This window comes from Pedobacter sp. AC402 (assembly GCF_979252805.1).
Genome location: NZ_CEEDAI010000011.1, coordinates 212,438 through 231,331 on the forward strand (window position 1 = coordinate 212,438; position 18,894 = coordinate 231,331).

Below are 18,894 nucleotides of genomic sequence, written 5' to 3' on the forward strand. Positions count from 1 at the left end.
TTATGAATAAACTGTATACATTAACCGGCCTTTTACTCTTTTCGGGTAGTTTGGCCATGGCCCAAAACATTTTGAACAATCCGGGCAGCAACCACGGAAACAAGTTTGAGCAATTGGGCACTATTTTACCTACCCCAAATGAACAGCGCACAGCCAGTGGTGCACCAGGCGTTAAATATTGGCAGCAACGGGCCGATTACAACATCAAGTGTGAGCTGGATGAAAAAAACCTATTGTTAACAGGGTCTGAAACCGTAACCTACACCAATAATTCGCCCGATCCGTTAACCTATATCTGGTTGCAGCTTGACGAAAACGAGCATAGCACCGATAAAAGTGCAAACTATCAGGATGCAACCAAAATGCCAGCTATCGGTACCACCAAAAATTTAGATCAACTTAGTGCAAAGGATAATAATGGTTTTGGGATTAACATTACCAAATTAACAGATGCAACAGGCAAAAACCTAAAGTATACTGTTAATAAAACCATGATGAGGGTTGATTTGCCTGTAGCTTTAAGAACCGGCCAAAAATTAATCTTTAACATTGACTGGAACTACAAAATTACCGACAGAATGAGCGTTGGAGGCCGTGGCGGATATGAATTTTTTCCAAATGATGGGAATTACCTGTTCACCATGACTCAGTGGTACCCACGTTTATGTGTATATAGCGATTTCCAGGGATGGCAGAACCATCAATTTACAGGCAGAGGAGAATTTGCCTTAACTTTTGGTGATTTTAAAGTACAGATGACTGTTCCGGCAGATCACTTGGTAGGTTCAACAGGCGAATGTATCAATTACAGCGCTGTTCTAAATCCAACGCAATTGGCCAGATACAATTCTGCTAAAACCGCAGCTGCACCTGTAGAAATTCAAACGCTTGCAGAAGCAAAAATTGCAGAAACCAAAAAATCGACCGCTAAAAAAACATGGGTTTTTAATGCCAATAATGTGCGCGATTTCGCCTGGACTTCTTCACGGAAATTTATCTGGGATGCAATGCCTCAAAAAATCCAGGCCAACAACAACACCGTAATGTGTATGAGTTTTTATGGTAAAGAAGCCTATAGTTTATACAGTAAATTTTCTACCCGCGCAGTTGCCCACACCATTAAAACTTATTCAGATTTCACCATTCCTTACCCATATCCTGTTGCCCAAAGCATTGAGGCGGCCAACGGAATGGAATATCCGATGATCTGTTTCAACTACGGCCGTACTGATGCTGACGGAACATATAGTGAAAGCACTAAAAACGGCATGTTGGGCGTGGTAATTCACGAAGTTGGACACAACTTTTTCCCGATGATTGTTAACAGTGATGAGCGCCAGTGGACCTGGATGGATGAAGGGCTGAATTCTTTTGTAGAATATTTAACAGAGGAACTTTGGGACAATAAATTTCCGAGCAAAAAAGGGCCGGCATATACCATTGTTGATTACATGAAACTGCCTAAGGATGAATTGGAGCTCGATTATGAGCAATTCTGAAAACATTGCACGTTTTGGTCCGAATGCCTATTCAAAACCTGCAACGGGTTTAAACATCCTACGCGAAACAATTATGGGCCGAGACCTTTTCGATTATGCCTTTAAAGAATATTCAAGAAGATGGGCATTTAAACACCCTGAACCTGCCGACCTTTTCCGTACGATGGAAGATGCCAGTGGAGAAGATTTAGATTGGTTTTGGAGAGGTTGGTTTTATGGAACCGATCCATGTGACATTTCTTTGGATAGCGTAAAATTTGCAAAGGCAGATTTCCCTAAAGAAGTACCTGCGGCAAGATCAAGAATGGTAAAAATAGATAAGCCTGCAGTGAATGCTTTTGAGGATATTTCGAAAATCAGAAACCGTGAAGATAAAAAAATCAACTTCTATACCGATAAAAATACCGCAGCCCAAGATTTTTATTACAAGTATGATAGAGGCCTGGTTACTGTTGATACTACAATTTCATCAAAGATGGATATAACTCCACCTGTAGAAGTTGTTGCAGATGCAGATCAAAGTAAATACAACAATAAATTCTTGTATGAGTTAAGTTTTAGCAACAAAGGTGGCTTGGTTATGCCGGTTATTGTAGAATTTACTTATAAAGATGGAACAAAAGAAATAGACCGTATACCGGCACAGATTTGGAGACATAATGAATTGAAAACTTCTAAATTTTATGTAAAAGATAAAGAAGTGGCTTCTATATTAGTTGATCCATTACGCGAAACCGCTGATATTGATACCACAAACAATAGTTGGGGAGGTAAAGCCAAAGAAAGCAAGTTTAAAGTTTATAAAGTAAAAACAGGTGGGGCAGTAAGAGGCCAATCTGTTGGCAAAAACCCAATGCAGGCGGCTACGGGTAAATAAAAGATACCCGCGCTTATTCTAAGCGATCGTAATTTGGACCGTAGCGGAGAAATTTAATTATTGCCAGCTACTAGCGAAGTGTATTAATATTGCATCTAATCCCCGTTGAAAAAAATCAACGGGGATTTTATTTTCCAACTTTCCTGACTTTCGCCTGTTTTACTCTTTACAGCCTAAACCGTATATTTGATATACTCATGAAATTTAAAATCACCTCAGAATATCAGCCCACCGGAGACCAGCCCAGCGCAATAAAACAATTGGTTGATGGTGTAAATGCAAACGAACATTATCAAACGTTATTGGGGGTTACAGGATCGGGAAAAACATTTACTGTGGCCAACGTGATTGAACAGACGCAAAAGCCTACTTTGATTTTAAGTCACAATAAAACCCTGGCGGCGCAGCTCTACGGCGAGTTTAAAAATTTCTTTCCCGAAAACTCGGTAAATTATTTTGTTTCTTATTACGATTATTATCAGCCCGAAGCGTTTATCGCCTCTAGCAATACCTATATTGAAAAAGACCTCAGCATAAACGAAGAAATTGAAAAGCTTCGGTTACGCACTACATCTTCGCTAATGAGCGGAAGGCGCGATATTATTGTGGTATCTTCTATTTCCTGTATTTACGGTATGGGTAATCCTGAAGATTTCTCCAGAATGGTTTTCCGTTTTGGCGTAGGCTTACGGATTTCAAGAAATGCTTTTTTACATAGTTTAGTAGAAATTCTATATTCACGTACCACAACCGAGTTCAAACGCGGAACTTTTAGGGTTAAGGGTGATACTGTAGATATTTTTCCTGCCTATCTTGATCATGCCTACCGCATTTCCTTTTTCGGCGATGATATTGAAGAACTTTCAGCAATTGATCCAGTTTCGGGCAAAACGTTGGAAAAACTTGAAGATATGGCCATTTATCCTGCAAATCTTTTTGTTACGCCAAAAGATAGGTTCAACTCTTCCATCTGGGGAATTCAGGAAGAACTGGAAATCCGTAAAAACCAGCTCATTGCCGACCGACATTTGCTGGAAGCAAAAAGATTGGAAGAACGGACGAATTTCGACATCGAGATGATGAAAGAACTTGGTTATTGTTCGGGTATCGAAAATTATTCGCGTTTTTTTGATGGTAGACAGCCTGGTATGCGTCCTTTCTGTTTGCTGGATTATTTCCCGGAAGATTATTTAATGGTAATTGACGAAAGCCATGTTACCGTTCCACAGATCAGGGCGATGTACGGCGGGGATAGATCGCGTAAATTATCATTGGTTGAATACGGTTTCCGTTTACCAGCAGCACTTGATAACCGGCCTTTAAACTTTAACGAATTTGAAGCTCTTGCTCCGCAAACCATTTATGTGAGTGCAACGCCTGCGGAATATGAACTTGAAAAATCGGAAGGTGTAGTGGTAGAGCAGGTAATCAGACCTACAGGTTTACTTGATCCTGTGATTGAAATCAGACCTGCAATTAATCAGGTTGATGATTTACTGGATGAAATTGACCTCACCATAAAAGATGGCGGACGTATTCTGGTAACTACTTTGACTAAACGGATGGCCGAGGAGTTAACCAAATATCTAGACCGTTTAAATATTAAAACGAGGTATATCCACTCCGAAATTAAAACCCTGGAACGTGTAGAAATCCTGCGTGGTTTACGCCTTGGAGAATTTGATGTTTTAGTAGGGATTAACCTTTTACGTGAAGGTTTGGATTTACCGGAAGTAACTTTGGTTGCTATTTTAGATGCCGATAAAGAGGGCTTCCTGCGCTCGGAGAAATCTTTAATACAGACTATTGGCCGTGCTGCCCGTAATGATAGGGGGCGTGTGATTATGTATGCTGACGGAATTACCGAAAGTATGGAAAAAACCATTTCAGAAACGAACAGACGGAGGGATATACAGATCGCATATAACCTTGAGCACGGCATTACACCAAAAACCGTTGGAAAATCAAGGGAAGCCATTTTAGAGCAGACCTCTGTACTTGATTTCTCTCAAAAAGCAAGCGATAACAAAGCAAGAGCTTATGTAGAAAATGCCGAAATCAGCATTGCTGCAGATCCAATAGTGCAATATATGGGAAAAGCAGAAATGCAACGCGCCATCGATACCACCCGAAAGGATATGCAGAAAGCAGCAAAAGATATGGACTTTTTACAAGCGGCAAAACTGCGTGATGAAATGTTTGCTTTAGAGAAAATGTTTAACGAAAAGTTTGGCACGTAACGATTTGGTTTTATAGCATGATTTTTAGATAATTTAGCCTACAATTGCTTTCAATAAGTTATCTAAAAATCATTTAATGAAATCTTTTAAACTATCAGCACTGATCGTACTCGGTGCTATGGGTCTGAAAAGTCAGGCCCAAAATGTTGCGGCAATCTCCCTGCCGCTTGGTGGTAATGCCTATAGCTCCTTACACCAGGATGCTGAAAGAACTTTATCCAATCAGGGAATCGTAAACTGGAGCAATCCGAACGAATATTTTACGGCTTACTTCAGGGTTGGAAAGCCAGGTAAATTGGTCATTTCCCTTAGCGAAAAGCCAGTTATTGAAGGGCGGGGAACTTTGGAATTCTCCATTAACAATCAACCCAAAAAAGTTAACTTCGATGAATCCAGATCTTTCGATGGTAAAATTGGGGAATGGACGATTAAAGATACCGGATATGTTGCCATTGCCATAAAAGGGATAAATAAAAGTGGTGCTAAATTTCCTTCCATCCCAAGTTTAATTCTCAGCGGAACGGCAACAGAAGGCAAAACTGCTTATGTAAAAAATAATGAAGGAAATTTCTTCCACTGGGGCAGACGCGGTCCATCTGTTCACCTAAACTATTTACAGCCTGAAAATGTAAATGCGGAATGGTATTACAACGAGGTAACTGTGCCAAAAGGAGAAGATATTCATGGTTCATACTTTATGGCCTGTGGCTTTGGGGAAGGATATTTTGGTATGCAGGTAAACAGCCCGACAGAAAGGCACATCTTGTTTTCAGTATGGAGTCCTTTTAATACCGATGATCCGAAAAGTATTCCAGAATCGCACAAAATTAAAATGCTTAAAAAAGGAGAAAGTGTACATACAGGTGAATTTGGCAATGAAGGTGCTGGCGGTCAGAGTTACTTAAACTACATGTGGAAAGCAGGAAATACCTATAAATTTTTGCTACATGGTGTGCCCGGAAACGATAGCATCACTACATATACTGCTTATTTCTTCGCTCCAGAAATGAATAAATGGCAGTTAATTGCCAGTTTTACCAGGCCACAGACTAAAACTTATCTAAAACGCTTCCATTCCTTTTTAGAAAATTTCTCACCCGTTCAGGGAGATTTATCAAGAAAAGTTTTATTCAACAATCAATGGATCTGCGATGATAAAGGCAAGTGGACTGAATTAAATTCTGCACGTTTTACCACCGATAATACTGGTGCAAAAGGATATAGAATGGATTACCAGGGAGGAATAGACCAAGGTTCATTTTACTTAAAAAATGGAGGATTCTTTAATAATTATACCTCCCCAAGAAAAATTCTCAATAGAAACGCTACAGGTAAAAAACCTGAAATAGAATTCAGCACATTACCTTAACATTCGAAATAATTATGGATTTTTGCGGCTTTAATTATTTATTATAACAAATGGACGGGCAAAATAGAAAAGACATTTATCCGGGTTTAGAGGTCGGAATTATATTGAAGAAAGATCAGCGATCTGGAAATGTTACTTATGGCGTGGTAAAAGATCTGCTTACATCATCGGCATTTCATTCGAGAGGAATAAAGGTAAGACTCGAAGATGGACAGGTGGGCCGCGTTACTGAAATTATCGAAGATTAGCAGATATTAAAACTTTTACAAGCCAATTTGCGTATTATATTGTAATGGAAATGCAATTAAAGGCGAAAAAAGTAACAAAATAAATTTCCTGACGTCTATATTTGTAACAACAGTAATTTAAAGAATGGTATTAGTAAAATTCATATTTATAACGATATTGGTACTCTGGCTAATCAGAATGTTGATTAGGCTGATTCTTCCAATGCTGTTTAATAACCTGGCGGGCAAAATGCAGAGTCAGGCTACCGGGCAGCAGCAACAAAGGCGATCGAAACCTGAAGGTTCTATTTCTATAGATTATATGCCTCCAAAACCCGATCAAAGTAAAACAGATAAACTCGGCGACTTCGTAGATTACGAGGAAGTAAAATAAAAAGAACCCTGAACTTGCTTCAGGGTTTTTTGTTTAAAGTAATTAATATTTTCTCTACATCCACATTCCGGATAATTGTTTCAAAATCTTCGTGTTCTACTCAACAGAAAAGATTACAACTGTAATGTTGACTTCATGTGAACCAATTATATTCGAAGCAACGCGAATCCACAGTTGAATATGGATTGGAGCATCATTCAATATTTTTTTTCAAAAATTGATTGTTCAGGGCAACTGAATTGCCTCTATGCAGTTTAGTAGTAAGACATTATTATCTTTTCTTTCTTGTGCTCGCCTTTTCTCGGCCAGAAGTGGCGCAACTCCAGATGCCTCTGTTTCTTAATAAACTGAAAAGTTCTTAATCGGAAACATTTTTTAGATAAAAATAAAGGGAATGTCGAAATTGTAACGCACGACATACGCTTAATCGAGCAGTTTTTTTTATGAGATCAGAAGCTTTTCAGTTACCAGTCAGCAGAGAACAGAAGCAGGATATTAGGCAGCTATAAAAAGCATTTGTATAAACATTTATTGCCTTACTCATAAATAAGAAGAATTTTCAATATCTTGTCCCATCATGAAAAAACTACTCTTCGCAGCACTTATCCTGTTGCTATCTCAAATTACAACTGCCTTTTCACAGGAGATCAGTACTGAAATTACAGGCAAAAAAATGAGCGACTTTATCTTACTGGAAGCTAAACTTAAAGGCAAGGTTTATCAAAAAGGTGGCGATATTATTATTCCTGGCGGGATGGAGATGCCGATCCTATATAGGAGAGCACAAAAAGGCATTCCCGATCTCACTATAAATTATATTTTTACAAAAAAAGACTCTGTTATTCACGAAATCCAATACAGCTGGGATGCCAGGAATTTTGAAGAAGGAAAGCCGGCCGCCCAATCCATCGAATTTGATAAAGCACTGATTAAAAAATATAACCTTGTGCTAAAGGAACTTACCGCTCGGTTCGGTGTATCTGAAGCTAAGAACGATCTGACAGATTTGGCAAAAATTGACACTAACAAAGGCTTGAGTGGAGATCTGATTTTTGGACAACCAAAGACGGAACTCAAATTTATATGTCTATTATCCTTGCCAACCACTATAAGTTTGATGATAACGGAAATGGTAATCCTTTGCATAAAATCGATATTTATGTTACCAATAAGCGAAATTAGAATGCAAAGAACGCTTAAACTTCAATAATCAATTCATAGGCCTGGATTGAACTGTAATGCCAATATTGAGTAGAGTTATGACAGTGAATACTTGTTAAAAAATGCCTGTTATTTGAAAATCAAACGGAAATAAAAGATTGTGGGATAGCTGATTTCGATGGGCTCAGCCCAAGCCTGATAGATGTATTATTTAAAAAGCCCCTTTCTGATGGGTGCAAGATTGAATTCAGAAAATATAAAACTTTTAGTGAAAAATGACGCCTGTAAATTAATAACTAAATAGCTCTTAACATTACTAAGCAGGAATAATTATTCTATTGTGCCAAAGCATTCTCTCGAGGTAACACAAAAAAAACATCTAAATACAACCGGCTATAAAATATCAAGAAAATCAATAATGATTTTCGCAAACATTTCAATAACAACACATACATTTACCCTAATTCTATTACAATATTAATTATATTTACCCTAATTCTGTGACAGAAAATTAATTAATTAACCCTAATTCTGTGACGAAATATCAATTAATTAACCCTAATTTTGTAACAACAAGCAGTTTTGATTTAAAGTTTGTCAAATGTTCGATAGGATAATATTTACAGAGTTAGAAAAATGGCTTACCAAATCAAATCGTAAGCCATTAGTTATACGAGGTGCTAGACAGGTAGGTAAGACGACCGTTGTTGGGCAATTTTCAAAAAAATTTAAGCAGTATATCTATCTAAATCTGGAGCTTGCTGCTGACAGAAAGCCTTTTGAAGAATTCACAACGATCGAACTACTTGTGCAATCTTTGTTTTTTATTAAAAATCAATCACTTACCCGAAGAAACAATACACTTTTGTTTATCGATGAAATACAGGAAGTGCCTGAGGCCTTAAACATTCTACGTTATTTTTATGAAGACCAACCAGGGATTGCGGTAATAGCTGCGGGCAGTATGCTCGAAACTTTATTTGATAAAAACATTAGCTTTCCGGTCGGAAGAGTGGAATATATGGTTTTAAGACCTGCTTCTTTTCCAGAATTTTTGAGTGCTATGGATGAGCGGGAAGCTATAAATTATTTACAACAGGTACCCGCACCAACCTTTACACATGATAAACTTATGCAGCTATTTCATACTTATGCACTTATAGGGGGAATGCCAGAAGTTATTGCAGCGTATAGTATAAACAAAGATCTACTGGAATTGTCAGCAATCTTCGATTCGTTGATTACGGCATATATGGACGATGTTGAGAAATATGCCAGCACAAATGCACAGGCATTACATATAGGTCATGCTATAAGGGCATCATTTGGACAGGCCGGTCAGCGTATTAAGTTTGAAGGTTTCGGAAATTCGCCCTACCGGTCTAGGGATATGGGAGAAGCATTCAAGAACGTTGGAAAAGGCCCTGTTAATTGAGCTCATTTACCCGTCAAGTGATGTAAAACTGCCTTTGCTGCCAGACTATCGGAAATCTCCAAGGCTTCAGGTGCTGGATACTGGAATGCTTAATTATTTTGCTGGTATACAGACAGAGATTTTAGGAACTGATGATTTAAATAAAGTTTATCAAGGAACCTTAATTGAGCACTTGGTTGGTCAGGAGTTGTTAGCCACACAGTTTAAATCCTTAAGTGCACTCCATTTTTGGGTACGGGAGAAGAATACTTCAAGTGCAGAGGTGGACTACGTTGTACCTTTTGAAGGGCAACTAATTCCGGTAGAAGTGAAATCAGGAGCTGAAGGTAAATTAAAATCTTTGCATATGTTTATGGATCTGTGCCCACATAATATGGCCATCCGATTTTATGCAGGCTCGCTGCACATTACTGATGCCGTTACCCCCGGCGGAAAGAAATACAAACTATTGAATCTCCCTTATTACCTGGTATCTCAAATCGAGAATTACCTAACCTGGTTCAAAACACAAATCTAGATTAGCAGTTTACACGAATTTTCTCAAAAGAATTAAAATAAATTAGTCCATAGCATTTATTATCAAATCTTAGGATCATAGCTGTATATTCGAAAAGTAGTACAGAAAGATTATAATCGAATCCTACGTAAATGGAAAATTTGACTCAAGAACAAATTAATTTGTATAAGTCCCTATTTAAGGGAAGAGAAGATGTTTTCGCATTGCGATGGGAAAAAGAAAAGAAAATCGGATACTCACCAGCTTATTCGTATGACCCATATCTGTATAAAATTCACAAAATGAAAGGTGGAGGTTTTCAGAACTATACAGAAAAAACACATCAAGCGCTAGACAATATCCAGATCGCGAATCATCTAAATGGAAAACAATTTGTTGGAATTTATCCTCTTTTACAAAACAACACATCGTGGTTTATAGCTGCAGATTTTGATGAAAAAAATTGGATAAACGATTGTCGCTTATTTATAATTGAATGCAAAAAAAATAAAATCCCTTGTTACCTTGAGAGATCAAGGTCTGGCAATGGCGGGCATGTATGGATTTTTTTTAACAAGCCTTTCCCTGCTTACAAAGCCCGGAAGATTCTGTTAAAACTTCTTGAAAGCAGTAATGTAGTGTCAATTTTCGATAAAAATGCGAGTTTCGACAGGATGTTTCCAAATCAGGACGACCTTTCTGGAAAAGGGATTGGTAATCTCATCGCCCTACCACTTAATCAAACAATTAGTAGCCAAGGAAATAATTGTTTCATAGATCCCGATACCCTACAAAAATATGATGACCAATGGGGCTTTCTAAAAAAGATAGAGCGTATCGACATACAATATTTAAATGATATATACACATCGCTTTTCAATGAAGCGGCTAATGAAAATGCGTCCCCTACAAAATTGACAATCAGCCTTTCTAATGATGTTAAAATCAGTAGAGAAGGCCTGACACCAGCCTTGACAGAGTTTCTAAGGGAATCATTAAATTTTCCGAATAGAGAATTTATCATTAGAAAAAATAGCGGTAAGAGCACATTTTAATTCATTAATTCGGTTCCACTCAAAGGCCTTTTTTGCCATAGGATATTTTTCTAATGGCCACGGGTACCAGTTTCTATTCTTAGCGTAACTCTTATTAAATATTTTTCTGTATAGTCCTTTCCTTATACCTAATAAAATTATTCGCTCTCTATCTTGTGGTATACCAAAATTTAAAGCATTTAACAATTTCTCGTCAACAGCGTAGCCGTTCATTTCCAGTTGTTGAATTAACTCAAGAAAAAACTCTCTATGTTTTTGAGTCCTAATCAATCCTTTTACATTCTCGAATATGAAAAAGGAAGGTTTTAACTGGCAAATATGATCTATGTAAGTCTTAGAAAGTTTTCCTCTTTCTCCATCTTTACCTTTGTTTTTTCCACCAACAGAAAAATCTGGACAAGGAGGGCCACCTATAATTCCCCATACATCGTTCTGCATCTTATCTACTACATTCCGCTTTAACGATGAAATATCTAATTCGCTAATAGAATCGTTAGAGGATATTTTCATCTCCTTAGACAAAGCAGAAGTCATTCCTGAACTGTACATTTTAGAAATTTCATTAGAAATTTCATTAGACCAAACCGAACTAAATCCTTCTTGTTCAAAGCCGAGGTCTAAGAAACCACCACCTGAAAAATATGATAAAATCGGAATATTCTTAATCACTATTGCTTTTTCTTCAATTTTATTTGGCATTGGCCTCTTTTAATCTTTAAAAATCTCATCCACATTAAACATTTGTTTTTTTAGCAAGCCTCCTATAACCACTGACTTGTTTTGGAGTCGATTCAGAAGACTTTCACCTTATTTTATTTAACTCCCTACATGATCATTGTTAACTATATGGAATATAAATTTTACCTACTTACAGCATCTATCTCTTGTCACAAATATATTTATATATATCCTAAATCATCTTTATTGCCGGGTTATTTGCGATACAATTATAATCATCCGGTATATAATTAGAAACTGTTATAACAGCTTGTATTAGTTCGCCCTGTTTTTAGCCCCAAAAACAAAAAAAGCCATCAATCACATTGGACTGATGACTTTTTTGTAGCCCCGAGCAGAATTTAGAATTCAATTATTGTCTAAGAAAGTATCTTTTTGAACCCAAATCAAACGCAATCCAATCATATTTGCTCTAACAAACCTACCCTAAAATCTACCCCAGTTTCTTGAAGATTAAACGATGGGTATTAACTTGTAGTGGATGTCAGAAGATTCGAACTTCCATTTCCCACAATCATCCTGCTTAACAAGATGGCTATGGACGTCTTAACCAATAGACCTAACACCCAATTTATACAAACTTACAAATATCTTCTGAATAAGTATCAGAATCATTTTCCTTTATCCATCCGTAATCTGTACTAAGAATGTTTTCAACACCTTTTAAAACCCTAGCGATGTTATCTTTATGCTTCCTCAAAGCAACAAACCTGGGGTCTCTAACTATATTTTGTGGTTCAGGGTAGAATAGACTGCTCAACCTTAAAGCTAACTCTTTTGTTATCTGTGTGAATAAAAAATAATCTTCAAAATCGAGTTCAGTTAGAATCTTTGGACCATTTTTTACTTTGTATTTAGCTAAGACTTCAGGAGTAAAGTGTTCTACAGCTTTTTCCCACTTTTTTTTAAGATCTCCTATATTGACAGTTTTTCTATGTGCAAAGTAAACTCTAAGTTCATGATAATATTCAAATGTATCTATTAAGTGAGGGTTAATCGTATCTGCGTTATTTATTCTGTTCTTATCTTTTATAAAGGTAATCACCTGCTCTAATTTGGTTTTTCCAGAAGCGAATGTAAATTTATTTGTATCTGGAAAATCATTATGTTCGATTTGCATGTTATAGAAAAATGTCTCAGCAAGGTGATATACTGTAGCTATCTGGCTCAATATGAGCTGATTATTGTTTTTGTCGTCATAAGACACCATTATTCCATATTTATAGCATTTTTCCTTTATAAATAATTTTGGGTCAATCACTTGTTCCATTTGCGAAAAAAAATCTCTCATAGCAATAGTCGTAATCTCTACAATATAGTCATTACGCCCAAGTTCAATTAGAAGATCTGAATAAGCCTTATACTTAAATATCATTGGTTAATGTTTTTGAAAATTTCAGAACTTCATTTGCCCTATCCATATCTAACAAGAAATTATCTTTAGGATCAAATTTCTCCATTAAAGCACTAAACCCTGAAGCAGCATCAAACTTTTTAATGAAACCTGAAATTATTTGTTCAATTTCATCATTATTAACTGGTAAAATTACTCCAAAAATATGGCTTAGATACTTTGTTTTTAATTGAAAGAATGGAAAAATACACCTAATTCCTTCTTCTTTGACAAATGGAATTGTCTTAGTTAATTCTGGATCAAAATTGCCTAAAAACCAAAAATTCAACGGGTAAATTTCTTCGCTAGGGTAGAGCAACTGTGTTTCTAATCCTATCATATGCCTCATCAAATAAAAAAAAGGTATCCAAACTGCTCAAAAAGCAAAAGGTAGCCAGTTTTTAATAATGCGATCTGTAACCTTCTATCATCAACCTGAGAGGGCATAAAATCGAGATCAATAATATCATCCTTGTGTACATTTGCGATGTATTCAGCAAGTATCTTTGGGTTATTATTTTTCTCTTCATGACGGACAATCATTTCCCCATCGCTATCAACTGTTAAAGTCCCATTAACCTGTAACGCTCCTTTTCTAGCCTTGATTTTCGCTTTCGAATTACGAAAAAATTTAGTCTGGTCAAGCTCTTTAATTCGATTTGCTAAGTGTGCATCAATTTCTATGTTTATAAGTATTATTACACTTTTTACACGTTAAAATATGAGCTTTCCCTCCCAATGATTTTGGTGGGGCATCTTCTAGTGTCAAGTGCAAGTCCAGTTCGACATTTAAATGTTCCTCAGTAAATTCTACAAGACATATTGGGCATAAATATGGACGATCATTAGTAGTCTTAATGTTATCTAGTAGACCTGCTTCTCTTAGTCTTAACAGATTTTCTGAATATAAATCAAAAATTATTCTTCTCTTTCTTCAGACATCTTTAAATTCGTTATCAACTTCCCATATGTCTTTTACAATACTATAAAGCAATTTGCTTCGATAGTCGAGTGAATCATTGTCAAATTGGTCAATCGGCTTGAATTCTAAGCCCGTCCTTTCTTTAAAATGATTATTGAAATTTGTAAAACGTGAATTCGTCTTATGATAAAAGTTATCGATCAAAGTTCTACACTATACAAGCCCATTATTATAGGTTTTTCTCTTCCCATTGAAATATTGTTCATTATTAGATATAATATTATCCATATTAAACAAAAGTAAAAGCCGCGCCTAATTTGTTCCTTCTTAATTTCGAATTCTTCCTCACTATTGAAGTATTTTTTATTTTGTTCGTTTCTTGAAATAATGTGTTCAATGTGGTATCCTGTTTTGTGCCCTGTTTTGGTTGAAATATAGTGGACAGTATTTTCCATTTCCTTGCCTAGATTATCACATATATATTTTTCGATTCTGGCAAAAAAGTACCTTAATGGTCTTCGGTCAATATCTTCATATCCACGTAAGGCAAATTTGTCGTATTCTAAAACAGAATTCACCTCGCTTACATTTCTTGAGTACTTGATAACTTCAGGTTAACAGATTATTAAATATACTTCTAAAATTATTAGGATCTTCATTTTGCAAAAGCTTGTTAAGGTTATACTGATGTTCTGTATAATCACTACTACTATAAATTCCATTTAGCCTCAACAAAATATAAAGACGATCTATTTTCCATTGAGATTGTCTCAATTTTTTGTTGTTCAGACTTATCATCGACCAAACAGGCCGCCATAATATTTTGATATTGCCCTGAGAGGTCATTTATATCATAGTTATAGCTTAAATATATAAATTCATTCCTTTTTATCTTTGCATATAGGGCTGAATAGTAGACAAGATCCTTCTCAATAAAATCTTTAATATTTCTTAAATGATTGTTATCCTTTTTCCTGAAACCTAGACTATCAGCAATATCGTTATCCGCAAATATATATCGATGATATTCATTGTTAATAGACTTTTCTATGTCAGCATTTTTTTTAAAAATAAATTTCCCTTTGAGATAGTCGATAAAAAATGCATCTTCAATACCTTTTAATTGATTTAGTGATTGCTCCCATAACTCACTATACTTTTCTGTATCATCTTTATCCAATGCTCCGATTAGTTTTCCTTTCAAAATTTCAAAAGGATTTAGCGCTACCCCTCTATCATTTATTACTTCGAAGACCATTGGAGTATCATCCTTTTCAATTTTTAGTTCAACCAAAACAAGTCGTTCTAAAAAATACATAATAAAAGCTTGAAGTTTATCAAGAGATAGCTTTTTACTATCCAAATACTTATCCACATCCCGAAATCTTTCCAAAATATTTTCCTCGGTAGTGTACTCAAATAAACCTTTATAATCTGATTTTGGCGATGCAATTATATGCTGCATTACCTTACCTCTTTTATCATTGTCAATCCAAAAAATATTACCTTTATATTTGTCCTTTCCAAGGATACAATCCTTTAATGTGTCCAAAAGATTCTCAAACTTGTCTTTATTGTCATTTGCTAAGTGGTAAAGCTTTGTAGCTATGAGACCAAGAGTCGTCAGCCGTTGTTGACCATCTACAATGTATTCCTTCCCATTAATTGTATTTGTAATATAGATATTAAGGTAATACCAATTATATTTGGCAATTACTTCTGGGGTTATATCTTTCCCTTGATGTCCTCGTAGGCTAGTTCAAAAGAATAAAGATATCATCAAGTAAAATTGTGATCGTTTCTTTATCCCACACATACTCACGCTGATAAAAATCGATATAATATGGTCTTTGCTTCAAACATTTTTCTACTGTTTGATTATTTGGTTGTATATTCATTAGCGTTATAATTCGATACATTTTAGCAGGCTAGCAAAAACTAGTGGCAGCTATTAGATAAATTGAAATTTTTCTGAAATTACATTATCAATTTCAATTCATCAAATTAATCTGAATAATGCTTATGTCAAGATTCCGTTAAATGAATTGGCATGATGTTTTTCGAAATTTCAAACATTTCTATTCAACTATTTTAGCTTGGGTAAGCTTGGTTATACTTATAAGTCATTGATAACCTGATAAATCAAAAGTGATTAACTACTTAGAGTAAATATTTTTTAGAATATCTATATTTAAAAATTAATCAAACCTAAATTATTGATCTCAACCATGACCTCTCAAGAAGCAAAAGACACTGAAAAAAGAATAATCAAGTATTTAAAGGAAAATAAAATTTCTAAGGTATTAGATTTACGACTCGAAGGAATTTTTGATGATGGTGGAATAACAGCCAACGTTTGGAAACGTCAAGACGAACAAAGGGGCTTGGTGGGTAGTAGAGGGCTTAAGAGTTCCAATGAATCTTTATCCGCAGGATGCATTTTATTTCACTGCGGACGAAGCTTATTCGTTTCATGTTGGCATTATTCAACGTATGGAGATTGAGCAAAAAAATGATGATGACGTACTATCGCAATTACCCTTAGACCTTGAGGAGGTTCATTCAATTAGAAGAAAACTGACACTTGCATCTGACCGCTTACATATTGGCATGGAATCCGAAGAAATGCAAGCCATCGGTTTAATTTGTCGAGAGAGTCTTTTGGCTTTGGCTCAAGAACTCACAAAACGAAACACCAAAATCGTTGAAGACGAACAGTTAAAGAAAGGAGACTTCAAAGGTATCGCTAAATTATTCATCGATGAATATGCGCCTGGTGCAAACAATGCAACTCTACGTAGTCACGCTAGAAAAATGAGTGACATGGCTTGGAGCTATGCCTCTGAAATTGTGCATTCCTCTTATAAAAATTTCCCTGATGTTAAAATCTGTATTATATTAGCCGCTTCAACAGTATCTATCTTTGAGAATCTATTCATGAAATATCTTGGCTTTGATCTTGAACCACGATGCCCAAATTGTGGAAGCAGGACTCTTGAAATTTATTCTAGAAAAAATGATAACAAGCTTATTGAACATTGTACAAAATGTGACTTTGATAATCTAGTTGATATTGAAACTATTGGCGGACGCCCTTTAAACAATTAATCCCTCGAAATTTAAGTGATTTAATTTTGTCTATCTATTTACCTGACTTTAGAGCGGTTATTCCTTCTAAAGCAATAAAAAATGGCAAATTTCGAATTAATCTATTCGGCAGGGACTAACCCTTTCCGATTTGCTGCTGAATATCTTAGCTTGTCAACATTCGAATTCCTCTCCAAACTTTTTTAAACGTATCGGGAAATGCAAATCTCAAAAGTATTAATGATAAAATCCCTAGTACAATCTTTTGAAAAAAAGAGTATTCTTCATTAGGCTTTGATGTTATTATCGTTTTCTGCAGTTCCCAAAAGATAATAGTCTTATTGTGTGTCTTGTTCAAGACATAATCCTCAATCTCAGAAATAGTTTCAATGGGACAATGTTTCATATCGATTTCCACGGACTTGTATTGACCATCTATAAAGAAATTATTTTTAGAATCAGTCGACTTATGAGTGTGAAATATCTCAATGAAGATTTGCTGATTATCTGGAAGTACAGCCGAAATGTCTGGAATTATATTTTGAAATAGTTGCTCTGCAATCGCACTATGATATATGATCTTACCATATCGAGGTAATACAATAGACTTGTTTTCAATCAGAATTTGCTTTGCAAGCTTGTGTAGTGCTGATTCAACTCCACCTTTGCAGTTGGTGTCAGTTGAGTGGTGCCTAAAATGTTTTTGCCTTTTTTTACCTTGAATTGCTTCAAGAATTCCACCACACTCTTGACAAACACAATTACAAGCTAATCCATTTAAAGCATTATCTATATGTATTATTTTAGCACTTGGTTGATGAATTGCAAGCGTCATTGATTCTGATAAAAGCATATTGTGAAGATACAATATTTTTGATTGATGGAATACTATGATATATGTGAGGAGGTTATGTAATATATCTCAATATCTTGCTAAGTTTTGATCTACTTTGCTTTTGGGGAATAGTTCGTAAAGCATTAATTAAAAAACCATTTGCCGAAACAAGATTTGAACCATCTATATTCGTTCTGAAATTTACTTCTAAGATGATAAAGAATTAATAATAACTCAAAAGAATGCTTTTTTAACCCAACTTATTCAGAACAACTCGCCCCTTTCTTAGCCCCATTGAACAAAAAAGCCAGCAGTTATACGTAACTACTGGCAAAAGGGGTGGTCCCGACGAGAATCGAACTCATATCTAAAGTTTAGGTAGTTTCTATTCTATCCGTGTCTCAAGGCACTTTTTTAGCTGCTCTATCTTTACTCTAAAAGCTTGGTTGTCGGTTTCGTTGTCTTCAACAGCCTACGAGTTATATAATGTGTAACCTATTAATAAATCGGTTAATTGTTACTAAGTTAAAATTTTCTAAGCTACATCATACCATCATCAGCAAAGCTATAGTAGCTGTTTTCGCTTAAAATGATGTGATCCCAGACATTAATATCAAGCAATTTGCCACATTCTACCAATCGTTTCGTTAATTTGATGTCTGCCTCACTTGGTTTAACTGATCCACTAGGATGGTTATGTGTGAGTATTATTCCAGACGCATTACCTTTTAAAGCGACAGCAAACACTACCTTTGGATCAACATAAGTACCACTGACACCACCCATTGATATATCAACAATCCCCAACACATGGTTACTTCGGTTAAGGAGTATTACTTTAAACTCTTCAAGGAATGCAATCCTGCCCATATCCCATCGTTGTTTTAAAAGGCAATACGTTTGTTGAGACGAGCTTATCTTTGGGCGTTCACTGATGTTGTAATCTGGCTTGTAGCTTACCTGAACTTCAGCTACTTTAAATTGTTCTTGTACCATAGTTTTATCTATTTAAATATGGCACTTGTACCAAGCTTTCAACTCAACTAAATCAAGAAGCAACGGATATAAATAGCCTGTGTAGTGGCTGCATGAGCGTTTATGCCGGAATTTCTTGAAATGTGTTGAGGGGAGAAGCTTAAATTTGTGTGTTATTGTATAGATACTCC

The 18,894-nt window shown here is 35.8% G+C and carries 18 protein-coding genes and 1 tRNA gene; 11 read left to right on the forward strand and 8 right to left on the reverse strand.

Annotated elements, in window-relative coordinates:
• Positions 1-2: 2 nt before the first annotated feature.
• The 10 genes from AC0IWE_RS19665 (at position 3) to AC0IWE_RS19710 (ending at position 10,753) form a co-directional block, all read left to right on the forward strand.
• Positions 3-1,499 carry a M1 family metallopeptidase gene (locus tag AC0IWE_RS19665; RefSeq protein ID WP_471794410.1) on the forward strand — a complete coding sequence of 499 codons (1,497 nt, stop codon included), beginning with the start codon at positions 3-5 and terminating at the stop codon, positions 1,497-1,499.
• The gene (locus AC0IWE_RS19670; RefSeq protein ID WP_471794411.1) at positions 1,486-2,376 is read left to right on the forward strand and encodes a hypothetical protein; all 891 of its coding nucleotides are present in this window, start codon (positions 1,486-1,488) and stop codon (positions 2,374-2,376) included. The genes AC0IWE_RS19665 and AC0IWE_RS19670 overlap by 14 nt, the downstream gene beginning before the upstream one ends.
• A gap of 197 nt (positions 2,377-2,573) precedes the next feature.
• The gene (gene uvrB / locus AC0IWE_RS19675; protein WP_471794412.1) at positions 2,574-4,616 is read left to right on the forward strand and encodes an excinuclease ABC subunit UvrB; all 2,043 of its coding nucleotides are present in this window, start codon (positions 2,574-2,576) and stop codon (positions 4,614-4,616) included.
• A 76-nt stretch (positions 4,617-4,692) separates the two neighbouring features.
• Positions 4,693-5,985 carry a DUF3472 domain-containing protein gene (locus AC0IWE_RS19680; RefSeq protein ID WP_471794413.1) on the forward strand — a complete coding sequence of 431 codons (1,293 nt, stop codon included), beginning with the start codon at positions 4,693-4,695 and terminating at the stop codon, positions 5,983-5,985.
• A gap of 50 nt (positions 5,986-6,035) precedes the next feature.
• The gene (locus AC0IWE_RS19685) at positions 6,036-6,233 is read left to right on the forward strand and encodes a YwbE family protein (RefSeq protein ID WP_055903038.1); all 198 of its coding nucleotides are present in this window, start codon (positions 6,036-6,038) and stop codon (positions 6,231-6,233) included.
• A gap of 124 nt (positions 6,234-6,357) precedes the next feature.
• Complete coding sequence (locus AC0IWE_RS19690) at positions 6,358-6,606, forward strand: DUF4834 family protein (RefSeq protein WP_471794414.1); 249 nt, start codon at positions 6,358-6,360, stop codon at positions 6,604-6,606.
• A 577-nt stretch (positions 6,607-7,183) separates the two neighbouring features.
• Entirely contained in the window at positions 7,184-7,816 is a 633-nt protein-coding gene (locus tag AC0IWE_RS19695) for a hypothetical protein (protein WP_471794415.1), read from the forward strand.
• A gap of 552 nt (positions 7,817-8,368) precedes the next feature.
• The gene (locus AC0IWE_RS19700; protein WP_471794416.1) at positions 8,369-9,202 is read left to right on the forward strand and encodes an ATP-binding protein; all 834 of its coding nucleotides are present in this window, start codon (positions 8,369-8,371) and stop codon (positions 9,200-9,202) included.
• Positions 9,180-9,719: a DUF4143 domain-containing protein gene (locus tag AC0IWE_RS19705; protein WP_471794417.1), complete on the forward strand. Its 540-nt coding sequence runs from the start codon at positions 9,180-9,182 to the stop codon at positions 9,717-9,719. The genes AC0IWE_RS19700 and AC0IWE_RS19705 overlap by 23 nt, the downstream gene beginning before the upstream one ends.
• A 140-nt stretch (positions 9,720-9,859) precedes the next feature.
• Complete coding sequence (locus AC0IWE_RS19710) at positions 9,860-10,753, forward strand: TOTE conflict system archaeo-eukaryotic primase domain-containing protein (protein WP_471794418.1); 894 nt, start codon at positions 9,860-9,862, stop codon at positions 10,751-10,753.
• On the opposite strand, the gene AC0IWE_RS19715 is transcribed toward AC0IWE_RS19710, so the two are convergent.
• The 6 genes from AC0IWE_RS19715 to AC0IWE_RS19740 form a co-directional block, all read right to left on the reverse strand.
• Positions 10,694-11,452, reverse strand: a complete 759-nt coding sequence (locus tag AC0IWE_RS19715) for a DNA cytosine methyltransferase (protein WP_471794419.1) — start codon at positions 11,450-11,452, stop codon at positions 10,694-10,696. The two genes, AC0IWE_RS19710 and AC0IWE_RS19715, sit on opposite strands and share 60 nt — an antisense overlap.
• Positions 11,453-11,969: 517 nt before the next feature.
• Positions 11,970-12,059: transfer RNA gene (locus AC0IWE_RS19720), tRNA-OTHER, on the reverse strand.
• Positions 12,060-12,062: 3 nt separating this feature from the next.
• Entirely contained in the window at positions 12,063-12,866 is an 804-nt protein-coding gene (locus tag AC0IWE_RS19725; protein ID WP_471794420.1) for a hypothetical protein, read from the reverse strand.
• A complete protein-coding gene (locus AC0IWE_RS19730; protein WP_471794421.1) occupies positions 12,856-13,224 on the reverse strand; it encodes a hypothetical protein in 369 nt (122 codons plus the stop codon). Before AC0IWE_RS19730 ends, AC0IWE_RS19725 begins: the two co-directional genes overlap by 11 nt.
• Positions 13,225-14,006: 782 nt before the next feature.
• The gene (locus tag AC0IWE_RS19735) at positions 14,007-14,384 is read right to left on the reverse strand and encodes a hypothetical protein (protein ID WP_471794422.1); all 378 of its coding nucleotides are present in this window, start codon (positions 14,382-14,384) and stop codon (positions 14,007-14,009) included.
• A gap of 131 nt (positions 14,385-14,515) precedes the next feature.
• Positions 14,516-15,535, reverse strand: a complete 1,020-nt coding sequence (locus tag AC0IWE_RS19740) for a DUF262 domain-containing protein (protein ID WP_471794797.1) — start codon at positions 15,533-15,535, stop codon at positions 14,516-14,518.
• A 686-nt stretch (positions 15,536-16,221) separates the two neighbouring features.
• Here AC0IWE_RS19740 and AC0IWE_RS19745 point away from each other — a divergent pair.
• Positions 16,222-16,914: a hypothetical protein gene (locus AC0IWE_RS19745; protein ID WP_471794423.1), complete on the forward strand. Its 693-nt coding sequence runs from the start codon at positions 16,222-16,224 to the stop codon at positions 16,912-16,914.
• Between the two features lie 145 nt (positions 16,915-17,059).
• On the opposite strand, the gene AC0IWE_RS19750 is transcribed toward AC0IWE_RS19745, so the two are convergent.
• A complete protein-coding gene (locus AC0IWE_RS19750; RefSeq protein ID WP_471794424.1) occupies positions 17,060-17,746 on the reverse strand; it encodes a hypothetical protein in 687 nt (228 codons plus the stop codon).
• 522 nt (positions 17,747-18,268) lie between these two features.
• Positions 18,269-18,724, reverse strand: a complete 456-nt coding sequence (locus AC0IWE_RS19755; protein ID WP_471794425.1) for a JAB domain-containing protein — start codon at positions 18,722-18,724, stop codon at positions 18,269-18,271.
• Positions 18,725-18,894: the final 170 nt, after the last annotated feature.